Below are 10,462 nucleotides of genomic sequence, written 5' to 3' on the forward strand. Positions count from 1 at the left end.
GGCCAGTGCCTCGGGGTCGGTGACCCCGGCCTTGATCAGCGCCTGCCGGACGCGCTCGGCGAGCTCGCCCGCCGCCTTGTTCGTGAACGTCAGGCCGAGAACCTGCTCGGGGGCCACCTGGCCGGTGCCGACCAGCCACACCACGCGGGCCGCCATCACCGTCGTCTTGCCCGAACCGGCTCCGGCCACGATCACCTGCGGGGCGGGCGGCGCGATGATGCAGGCCGTCTGCTCCGGGGTGAACGGGATGCCGAGGAGCTCTTTGAGCTGCTCGGGGTCGGTGATGCGAGGTGGCACATCAGAGAGGCTAGCGGTGGCCACTGACAACCGGGCCGGGCCGGGCTGCGCGCGGCCACCGCACGCTCAGGTGAAACGCGGGATGCGCGGGATGCGCGGAATGCGCGGAATGCGCGGGGTCAGGAGACCTGGGGCTTCAGGAGACCTGGGGCGTCAGGAGCCCGAGGCCAGCTTCTCGGGGTCGACGGTCTCGTTGGCCGGCGGGGCCTTGACCTCGACCGCCTTGCCGTAGTCGGTGAAGGTCACGGTGCCGGGGCCGTCGCTGCCCTTGTTCACGACCTTCAGGAAGTACGGCTTGCCCTCCATCGCGACGTAGAAGGTGGTGGTCTCGTCGCCCTTCTTGCGGGTCAGGACGGCCGCCTTGGTGCCCGCGACCTCGGAGTCGTCGCCACGCTTCAGCTTCTTGAGGTTCTTGTTGCTGAACATGTCGTCCGGGTTGCAGATCGCCTTGCCGCCCTTGTTGGGCTGCTTCACCCAGCGGCCCTTGAGGAGCTCCGCCGTGGCGCCGCCGCCCTGGGCCTCCCAGAACTTGTCGTCGCCCTTGGAGTAGGAGAACTTCCCGGCGGACAGGAACTCGGCCTTGCCCGTCTTGGCCGAGCCCATCGTGCCCTTGCAGTCGCCGGACTCGGCGACCGCGAACTCGATGTCGCTGGTCTGGCCGTTCTGCTTCATCTGGCCCTTCATGCGGTAGGACCCGGCGTCCTTGGACGCCTTGGACGCCTTCTCGGCGATCTTGTCGGCGCTCATGCCGTCGAAGGGGTCCTTGTCGCCGTCGCTGCTGCAGCCCGTCACGCCGATGACGGCGGCGGCACAGGCGACTGCCACTGCCAGGAGCTTCCGGTTGGCTGCCATATATGCGTACTCCTCAAAAAGGTGCGCCTCGGACGGCACACAGCAAGTTCTTACCGTGACTTTAATTCGCCCAAGGGAGTGGCGGGTCCCCCGGGGCTACTCCACGACCTGCCGCCCCTCCGGGCGGGCGCTGCACGAGGCGCGGAAGGAGCAGTGGGTGCAGTGCTGGCCGGTCGTCGGTGTGAAGCGTTCGTCGAGGACCTTGCCCGCGGCCGTCGCGAGCAGGTCGCCGATCCACTCGCCCGAAAGCGCCTCCTGGGCCTGCACTTTGGGGAGGGCGTCGCCGCCGTTCTTCTTGGCGGCGCCCTGGCGGAGCTGCACCAGTTCGGCGCCGCCCGGTTCCGGTCGTACGCCGTCGAGGACGTCGTCCGCGGCGCCCTCGCGGAGCGCGAGCTGGTAGACCGCGAGCTGCGGGTGCCGGGCGACCTCGGCGGCGCTCGGTGCCTGCTTGCCCGTCTTGAAATCGACTACGTAGGCACGGCCTTCCGCGTCCTGTTCGACGCGGTCCATCGAGCCTCGTACGCGTACTTCGTAGGGCCCCGCTTCGAGGGTCACGTCGAAGCCGTGCTCGCTGGCCACGGGGGTACGGCCCGCACGGGTTCCGTTGGTGTCGACGTGCCACTGGAGGAAGCGTTCGAGCGCCACGCGCGCGTGCTCCTTCTCCTGGGCCGACTTCCAGGGAGCGTCGAAGGCGAGCGCGTCCCACACGGAGTCGAGGCGTTCCATGAGGACGGCGAGGTCGGCGGGGGTGCGTCCGGAGGCGACCTCGTCGGCCAGTACGTGCACCACGTTCCCGAAGCCCTGGGCGGCGGTCGCGGGCGCGTCCGCCTTCACCTCGCGCCCCAGGAACCACTGGAGGGCGCAGGTGTTGGCGAGCTGGTCGAGCGCGCTGCCGGAGAGCACGACGGGCTTGTCGCGGTCCCGCAGCGGAACCTCGCTCGCCGTCGGTTCGTACATGCCCCACCAGCGGTACGGGTGCGCCGACGGCACGAGAGGGCGGCCGTCGGTGTCGCTCAGGGCGGCGAGCCGGGCGAGGCGCTGGGCCGCCGCCTCGCGCAGCGGCTCGGACACGCGCGGGTCGACGGTGGTGGCGCGCAACTCCGCCACCAGGGCGGCGACGGAGAGCGGGCGGCGCGGCCGGCCCGTCACGTCCTTGGGCTCGACGCCCAGCTCGGTGAGGAAGCGGGACGGCTGGTCTCCGTCGTCGGCGGGCGCCTTGACCGCGGTCACGACGAGGCGCTCTCGCGCGCGCGTGGCGGCCACGTAGAACAGGCGGCGCTCCTCGGAGAGGAGCGCTCCGGGGGTGAGCGGCTCGGCGAGGCCGTCGCGCCCGATGCGGTCGGCCTCCAGGAGCGAGCCGCGGCGGCGCAGGTCGGGCCAGAGCCCCTCCTGGACGCCCGCCACCACGACGAGCCGCCATTCGAGGCCCTTGGAGCGGTGGGCCGTCATCAGCCGTACGGCGTCGGGGCGCGCCGCCCTGCGGGTGAGCGTGTCCGCGGCGATGTCCTGCGCCTCGGTCTCCTCGAGGAAGTTCAGGGCGCCCCGGCCACCGGTGCGCTCCTCGGCGCGGGCCGCGGCGGCGAACAGGGCACACACCGCGTCCAGATCACGGTCGGCGTTGCGGCCCGCCGCGCCGCCGCGCCGTGCGGTGCGTTCGAGGCGCTTGGGCCAGGGTGTGCCGTCCCAGAGGTCCCAGAGGGCCTCCTCGGCCGTACCGCCGCCCGCGAGGCGCTCACGGGCCTTGCGGAGCAGCGCGCCGAGGCGCTGGGCGCCACGGGCGTACGTGGGGTCGTGGGCGACGAGGCGCTCCGGCTCGGCGAGCGCCCGTGCGAGGAGCTCGTCGGACGGCGGCGGCACGTGGTTGCCCGCCGCCCGCTCCTCCTCACGCAGGGCGCGCCCGAGCCGACGCAGATCGGCGGCGTCCATACCGGCGAGCGGCGAGGTGAGCAGGGCGAGCGCGGTCTCGGTGTCGAGCCAGGAGGGGGCGGCGGTGGGCCGTGCCTCAGCCTCCGGCTCCGCCCCGGACTCCGCCCCGGACTCCGCCTCCGCCCCGGACTCCGCCTCCGGCTCGGGCTCCGCCTCCGGCTCCGACTCCGGCTCCGACTCCGGCTCCGGCTCCGACTCCGACTCCGGCTCCGGCTCCGGGGGCGACTCCAGCCCCACGCCCGCCTCCGGCTCCGAGGCACCTGCGGCTCCGGAGGCAGCCTCGGGCCTTGCCTCCGACTCCGAGGACCCCGCGGCTCCGGAGGCGGCCTCGGGCCCCGCTTCCGTCTCCGACAGCACCGCCGTCGCCACCACCCGCAGCGCCGTCAGGAGAGGCGTCACCGCCGGTTCGTGGCGCAGGGCGATGTCGTCGCCGTCTATCTCCAGGGGGACGCCCGCGGCGCTGAGGCCGCGGCGGATGGCGGGGATCGTGCGGGCACCGGCGCGGACCAGGACCGCCATGTCGCCCCAGGGGACGCCCTCCTCCAGGTGCGCGCGCCGCAGGATGTCCGCGATGTTGTCGAGCTCCGTACCGGCCGTCGGGTACGTGTACACCTCGACCCGGCCGCCGTCCCTGACCGGCGTCAGCTCCCGGTGGGCCCGCACCTTCTCCGCGGGCAGCCGGGGCAGCGGCATCCGGCGGGTGAGCAGCCGGGTGGCGGCCAGCAGACGCGCGCCCGACCTGCGCGACGTCGTCAGGACCTCGACCGGCGCCGGAGTGCCGTCCGCGCGCGGGAAGTCGTGGGGGAACTCCAGGATGCCGTTCACATCGGCGCCCCGGAAGGTGTAGATCGACTGGTCGGGGTCGCCGAAGGCGACGAGCGTACGGCCCGCGCGGTCACCGTCCACGCCTCCCGCGCGCGGGGAGTGCGGCCCCCGGTTCCCGGCGAGCGCGCGCAGCAGCCGCACCTGCGCCGGATCGGTGTCCTGGTACTCGTCCACGAAGACGGCGTCGTACTGCGCGCCGAGCGCCCGCTCCACCTCGGGGCGGCGCGCGAGCAGCACCGCGCGGTGGACGAGTTCCGCGTAGTCGAGCGTCCCCTGGAGGTCGAGCACGTCCAGGTACTCGGCGAGGAAGGCCGCCGCCGCCCCCCAGTCGGGCCGGCCGCTGCGGCGGGCGAAGTCCTCCAGGGCGGCCGGACCGAGGCCCAGCTCACGGCTGCGGGCGAGTACGGCACGCACCTCGTCGGCGAAGCCGCGGGTGGTGAGGCAGGCCCGCAGCTCGTCGGGCCAGCGGACCCGGCCGCGGCCCTCCTTGGCCAGGTCGATCTGGCCCGCGAGCAGCTCGCGTACCGCCACGTCCTGCTCGGGTCCCGAGAGGAGCCGCAGCGGCTCGACGAAGAGATCGGCGTCCTGGTGGGCGCGTACGAGGGCGTAGCAGAAGGAGTGGAACGTCGTGGCCTGCGGGGCGCGGGCCCGGCCCATCCGCAGCGCCATGCGGTCCCGCAGCTCGACGGCCGCCTTGCGGCTGAAGGTGAGCACCAGTAGGCGCGCGGGATCGGCCCCGCGGGCCACGCGCGCGGCGACGGCTTCCACCAGGGTGGTCGTCTTGCCCGTGCCGGGACCCGCGAGCACGAGGAGCGGTCCGCCCCTGTGGTCAACCACCGCGCGCTGGCCCGCGTCCAAGCGAGGGGGATCCGCCGGAGCCGGCGGCGTACGCACCAGTCGGTAGGCACCCGGGGTCCCCTGTCGCGCCTGGTGGTGCGACGGGTGCCGGAGGTGCCGGGCGGAAGAAGGGGAACTCACGTGGGTCGCCGGTCCTGGTGGGTGTGCTGGTCGGAGAGCGGCTGCGCGGGGGCAGCGGGGTGACGGGGATGCGTGCTGTCGACGCTACGCCAGTGCGCGCGGAGGATGCTCGGCTTCCCCCGTACGGGTCACCGGCCCTCCGTCGCGCCCCCGGATGCCGGAAGCTGTCAGGTGTGAGCCTCCGGAGCCTGCGGGCGAGCGACCCCCGCGGCGTCGCCTTCCGCGCCGCCGCCAGCGGGGCCGCCCGCGTGGCGCCGCCCGGACCGCCCGCCTCCGGAGACAGCCCCAGGCCCTCCCCCGGAGCCTGCCGCATCCACGTCGTCCCAGTCCGCCGCGGCACCGATCGGCGCGACGTGCGTCACATGGACCACATCCGTCATATTCRTCACATCCACCMCGCCCGTCACCTCTCCCCCGTCCCACCGCGCCCGCCGCATGTCCAGCTTCGGCACATGCCCCTGGGCGGCGCGCGAGGCCTCGCGCAAGGGGGTGCCCTCGGCGCGGTACCGGTCGAGGGCCCGCAGTTCGCTGCCCGGCAGCAGGACACCGTCCGAGCGCACGACGCGCCACCACGGCACACCGCCTCCGTAGAGGGCCATCACGCGCCCGACCTGGCGCGGGCCCCCTTCCTGAAGCCACTCGGCGACATCTCCGTACGTCATCACACGGCCCGGAGGGATCAGTTCCGCGACCTCAAGGACCCGCTCCGCGTACTCCGGAAGCTCGGGGGCGGCATCGTCGGACGGCACCCGTCCAGGTCGGCTCTCGTCGCTCATCCGGACCATCCTGCCGCACCGCGCCGACACCGTGAACGGCCCGCGGCGGAGCCCGGGGCGGCGCGTGCGAGGCGGCGAGAAGTGTCGTTTCGTGACCACTTCGCGTCCTTGCGTTGCCCCCTGATGCCCCCCTGTCGTGATCCGGCATGCCACCATCGTGCGGGCGGTGACTGGTGATACGAGATCAAGAAGAGACGACGGAACGGCAGGGCGTGCATCCCGATGAGAAGGCGGGCACCTCTGCGTCCGAGTCGAACCTGGACACCGGTGCCCCGGAACCCAAGGCCGACGACGGCATCGAGACCGGCGCCGGCACCGACCCCTGTGCGGACGGCGAAGGCGCCCACACGGACCGGGTGGAGCGCGACGAACCGCTCCTCTCCGCGCGCGTGCACCGTCCTTCCGACCTCATGCGGCTCCTCGTCGGGGTCATCGCCATCGGCGTGCTCCTGGCCATCGCCGCGTTCGCGCACGGCACGACCTCAGGCCTCGAACAGGACATCGACAAGGGCACGGAGCAGGCGCCCGACCTGCTCATCAAGGTGGCGGGCCTGGTCGCCAGCATCGGCGTGCTGCTCGTCCCCGTCGCCTTCGCGATCGAACGGCTGATCAAGCGCGACGGCCTGCGCATCGCCGACGGCGTCCTCGCCGCCGTCCTCGCGCACGGCGTCACCCTGGCCACCGACCTCTGGGTCGCGAAGGCCGCCCCCGGCTCCATCCAGGACGCCCTCACCAAGCCCTCCCCCGCGGACATCCACGCCTTCACCGACCCGGTGCACGGCTACCTCGCGCCGGTCATCGCGTACATGACGGCCGTCGGGATGTCGCGCAGACCGCGCTGGCGCCTGGTGCTCTTCGTGGTGCTGCTGCTCGACGCGTTCACCATGCTCGTCACCGGCTACACCACACCGTTCTCGATCATCCTGACGGTGCTCATCGGCTGGACCGTGGCCTACGGAACGCTCTACGCGGTCGGCTCGCCGAACGTACGGCCCACCGGGCAGACGCTCCTCGCGGGCCTGCGGCACGTCGGCTTCCACCCCGTCAGCGCCGCCCGCGAGGAGTCGCAGGACAGCGAGCACGGCGACCGCGGCCGCCGCTACTTCGTGACCCTGGAGGACGGCCCGCCGCTCGACGTCACGGTCATCGACCGCGAGCAGCAGGCGCAGGGCTTCTTCTACCGTGTCTGGCGCAGGCTCACGCTGCGCGGCATCACCCAGCGGCGCAGCCTCCAGTCGCTGCGCCAGGCCCTGGAGCAGGAGGCGCTCCTCGCCTACGCGGCGATCGCGGCCGGCGCCAACGCGCCCAAGCTGATCGCCACCTCCGAGCTCGGCCCCGACGCGGTGATGCTCGTCTACGAGCACACGGGCGGACGCTCCCTCGACACCCTGGAGGACGAGGAGATCACCGACGGGCTGCTGCTGGAGACCTGGCGGCAGGTGCAGGCGCTCCAGTCCCGGCGGATCGCGCACCGGAGGCTGGCGGGTGACGCGATCCTGGTGGATCGTTCCGGCACGGTGATCCTCACGGATCTGCGCGGCGGGGAGATCGCCGCGGGCGACCTGGTGCTGCGTATGGACACCGCCCAGCTCCTCACCGCGCTCGGTCTGCGCGTGGGCGCCGAGCGCTCGGTCGCCTCGGCCGTCGAGGTCCTCGGGCCCGACGCGGTGGCCGACTGCCTGCCGCTGCTCCAGCCGATCGCCCTCACCCGCTCCACCCGGGCCACGCTGCGCAAGCTGGCCCGCGAGCGCTCCCAGCGCGAGCGCGAGGCGGTCCTGGAGGCCTCGCGCAAGTCCCGCCAGGGCGCACGCGCGGACGTGCCCGAGGACGGCGGCGTCCGCACGGACAAGCAGGCCCAGAAGCAGGAGAAGCAGGCCGCTAAGCAGGAGAAGCAGGCCGCTAAGCAGGAGCGGCAGGCCGAGAAGCAGGCCATAGACGAGGCCCTGGAACAGGCCCGCGAGGAGGATCTGCTCACCCAGATCCGCCACCAGGTGCTGCTCATCCGCCCGACGGCGCCGGTCGAGCCCGCGCAGCTGGAGCGGATCAGGCCGCGCACGCTGATCAGTTTCATCGCCGGTGCCATCGGCGCGTACTTCCTGCTCTCGCAGCTCACCCACGTCGAGTTCGGCACGCTGTTCCAGGAGGCCCAGTGGGGCTGGGTGGCCGCCGCCGTCGGCTTCTCCGCGCTGAGCTACTTCGCCGCCGCGATGAGCCTGCTCGGCTTCGTGCCGGAGCGGGTGCCGTTCCTGCGGACGGTGGCGGCGCAGGTCGCCGGTTCGTTCGTGAAGATCGTGGCACCGGCCGCCGTCGGCGGTGTCGCGCTCAACACGCGGTTCCTCCAGCGCTCCGGCGTCCGGTCCGGGCTCGCGGTGGCGAGCGTCGGCGCGTCGCAGCTCTTCGGCCTCGGCTCGCACATCCTGCTGCTGCTGGTCTTCGGCTATCTGACGGGTACGGAGAAGACACCGTCGTTCACGCCGTCCCGCACCGTCATCGCGGGTCTCCTCTCCGTCGCGGTGCTCGTGCTCGTGGTGACGGCCATCCCGTTCCTGCGGAAATTCGTCGTCACGCGCGTGCGGTCGCTTTTCGCGGGCGTCGTGCCGCGCATGCTCGACGTCCTCCAGCGCCCCCAGAAGCTGCTCACGGGCATCGGCGGCATGCTGCTGCTCACCCTGATGTTCGTGCTCTGCCTGGACGCCTCGGTGCGGGCGTTCGGCAGCGAGGAGATGACGACCCTCAGCCTCGCGAGTGTCGCCGTGGTCTTCCTGGCGGGCAACGCGCTCGGCTCGGCGGCGCCGACCCCCGGCGGCGTCGGCGCGGTCGAGGCCACCCTGACCTTCGGTCTGATCGCGGTCGGCGTGCCCAAGGACGTGGCGGCCCCCGCCGTGCTGCTCTTCCGCCTCCTGACGCTGTGGCTTCCGGTGCTCCCCGGGTGGCTGTTCTTCAACCACCTCACAAGGAAGGGCCTGCTCTGACCGGCGGGCCCGACCGGGCCGCCGCCCGGTCTTCCGGGCCCGCTCCGGCTCACCCGCACGGCCCCCGTCCCGAGCGCCCCGTCAGGAGCCGCCGCAGGATGGGCACATGCTCACACGGACCCAGCCACGTGCCACCGCTCTGGCCGCCGCCCTGCTCCTGTCCTCGACGCTCGCGGCCTGTGGCGGCGACTCCAAGGACGCCAAGGGCGAGGACCTGTCGAAGCAGAAGCTGAGCTGGAAGGACTGCCCCTCGCCCAGCGCCGCCGAGGGCGGCGGTGACGCCCCGTCCCCGCTGCCGGGCGGTGCCGAGTGGCAGTGCGCCACCATGAAGGCCCCCCTGGACTGGTCGAAGCCCAAGGGCGACACCCTCGACATCGCCCTCATCAAGGCGGCCACCAGCGGCGACAAGGACAAGCGCATCGGCTCCCTGGTCTTCAACTTCGGCGGGCCCGGCGGCTCGGGCGTCACCACGCTGCCCGCCTTCGGCGAGGAGTACGCCAAGCTGCGCACCCGCTACGACCTGGTGAGCTTCGACCCGCGCGGGGTCGGCCGCAGCGCCGGGATCAAGTGCGAGGACGACGAGCAGCTCGACACGTACTTCCAGCAGGACTCCACCCCCGACGACGAGGCCGAGCGCAAGAAGCTCGTGGACAACGTCAAGGCCTTCAACAGCGCGTGCGAGAAGAACTCCGGCCGCACGCTCCCCCATGTCCGCACCACCGACGCGGCCCGCGACATGGACCTGATGCGCCAGGTGCTCGGCGACGACAAGCTGCACTACTTCGGCATCTCGTACGGCACCGAGCTCGGTGGCGTGTACGCGCACCTGTTCCCCGGGAAGGTGGGCCGCGCGGTCTTCGACGCGGTCGTCGACCCCACCCAGGACGCCGAGCAGAGCTCCCTCGGCCAGGCCAAGGGGTTCCAGCTCGCGCTGGACAACTTCGCGGAGGACTGCGCGGCCAAGGAGGACGACTGCCCGATCGGGAACTCGGCCGACGACATCAAGAAGAAGATCGCGAAGCTCCTCGACGACCTGGACTCCCGGCCCATCAGCGGCCTGCCGCCGCGCAAGCTGACCCAGACCGCCGCCACCAGCGGCATCGCGCAGTCCCTGTACTCCAAGGACTTCTGGCCGTACCTCACCCAGGGACTCGACGAGGCCTACGACGGTGACGGCAGAATCCTGATGGCGCTCGCCGACTCGATGAACGGGCGCAACGAGGACGGCAGCTACAGCAACATCCAGGCCGCCAACGTCGCCATCAACTGCGCCGACGACAAGCCGCGCTACTCCACCGACGACGTCGAGAAGAAGCTCCCCGACTTCCGCGAGGCCTCCCCGCTGTTCGGTGACTACCTGGCCTGGGGCATGACCGGCTGCACCGACTGGGCGGTCGAGGGCCAGGCCGACCACCCGGACGTGGGCGCCGAGAAGGCGCCGCCCATCGTCGTCATCGGCAACACCGGCGACCCGGCCACGCCGTACGAGGGCGCCCGGAAGATGGCGCGGGCCCTCGGCAAGGACGTCGGCGTCGAGCTGACGTACAAGGGGCAGGGCCACGGGGCGTACGACAGCAAGAACAAGTGCGTCCGGGAGAACGTGGACGGCTATCTGCTCGACGGGACGGTCCCGAAGAGCGGAACGGTCTGCTCCTGAACCCTCACCCGTCGAGCCGTATTCGGTCACTGTCAGTGACAGCACCTACTATGGCTTGACTGTCTTCCGAGGGGGGAAGCGCGCGATGCAGCGTTTCGTACGGTCCATGGCCCTGGCCGCCGCAGGGGTGCTGACGGCGGGAGTCGCCGTGGGCTGCGGCGGCTCGTCCGACGACGGCG

General features: G+C 72.5%; 5 protein-coding genes and 1 pseudogene. 2 read left to right on the forward strand and 4 right to left on the reverse strand.

Going from position 1 to position 10,462, the window contains the following annotated elements:
* The 4 genes and pseudogenes from AB8Z36_RS19705 to AB8Z36_RS42310 all read right to left on the reverse strand — a co-directional run.
* A partial coding sequence (locus tag AB8Z36_RS19705) for a UvrD-helicase domain-containing protein (RefSeq protein WP_440581956.1) occupies positions 1–297 on the reverse strand: 297 nt, incomplete at its 3' end.
* Between the two features lie 153 nt (positions 298–450).
* Positions 451–1,149, reverse strand: a complete 699-nt coding sequence (locus tag AB8Z36_RS19710; RefSeq protein ID WP_369214658.1) for a hypothetical protein — start codon at positions 1,147–1,149, stop codon at positions 451–453.
* A gap of 96 nt (positions 1,150–1,245) precedes the next feature.
* Positions 1,246–4,878 (reverse strand): ATP-dependent helicase, encoded by a 3,633-nt coding sequence (locus AB8Z36_RS19715; RefSeq protein WP_369214659.1) that lies wholly within the window; start codon positions 4,876–4,878, stop codon positions 1,246–1,248.
* Positions 4,879–5,288: 410 nt separating this feature from the next.
* A pseudogene (locus tag AB8Z36_RS42310) lies at positions 5,289–5,654 on the reverse strand (MGMT family protein); the annotation flags it as partial.
* A gap of 173 nt (positions 5,655–5,827) precedes the next feature.
* Between AB8Z36_RS42310 and AB8Z36_RS19725 the strand changes: the two are divergent.
* Positions 5,828–8,626 (forward strand): lysylphosphatidylglycerol synthase domain-containing protein, encoded by a 2,799-nt coding sequence (locus tag AB8Z36_RS19725; RefSeq protein ID WP_369214661.1) that lies wholly within the window; start codon positions 5,828–5,830, stop codon positions 8,624–8,626.
* Between the two features lie 106 nt (positions 8,627–8,732).
* The gene (locus AB8Z36_RS19730) at positions 8,733–10,283 is read left to right on the forward strand and encodes an alpha/beta hydrolase (RefSeq protein WP_369214662.1); all 1,551 of its coding nucleotides are present in this window, start codon (positions 8,733–8,735) and stop codon (positions 10,281–10,283) included.
* The last annotated feature ends 179 nt before the right edge of the window (positions 10,284–10,462 follow it).

The organism is Streptomyces flavofungini (genome assembly GCF_041028215.1).
Lineage (GTDB): Bacteria > Actinomycetota > Actinomycetes > Streptomycetales > Streptomycetaceae > Streptomyces > Streptomyces flavofungini_B.

Coding starts and splice junctions, on each gene's coding strand:
- AB8Z36_RS19710 (WP_369214658.1), bottom strand. CDS start 1,149: ATGGCAGCCAACCGGAAGCTCCTGGCAGTGGCAGTCGCCTGTGCCGCC.
- AB8Z36_RS19730 (WP_369214662.1), top strand. CDS start 8,733: ATGCTCACACGGACCCAGCCACGTGCCACCGCTCTGGCCGCCGCCCTG.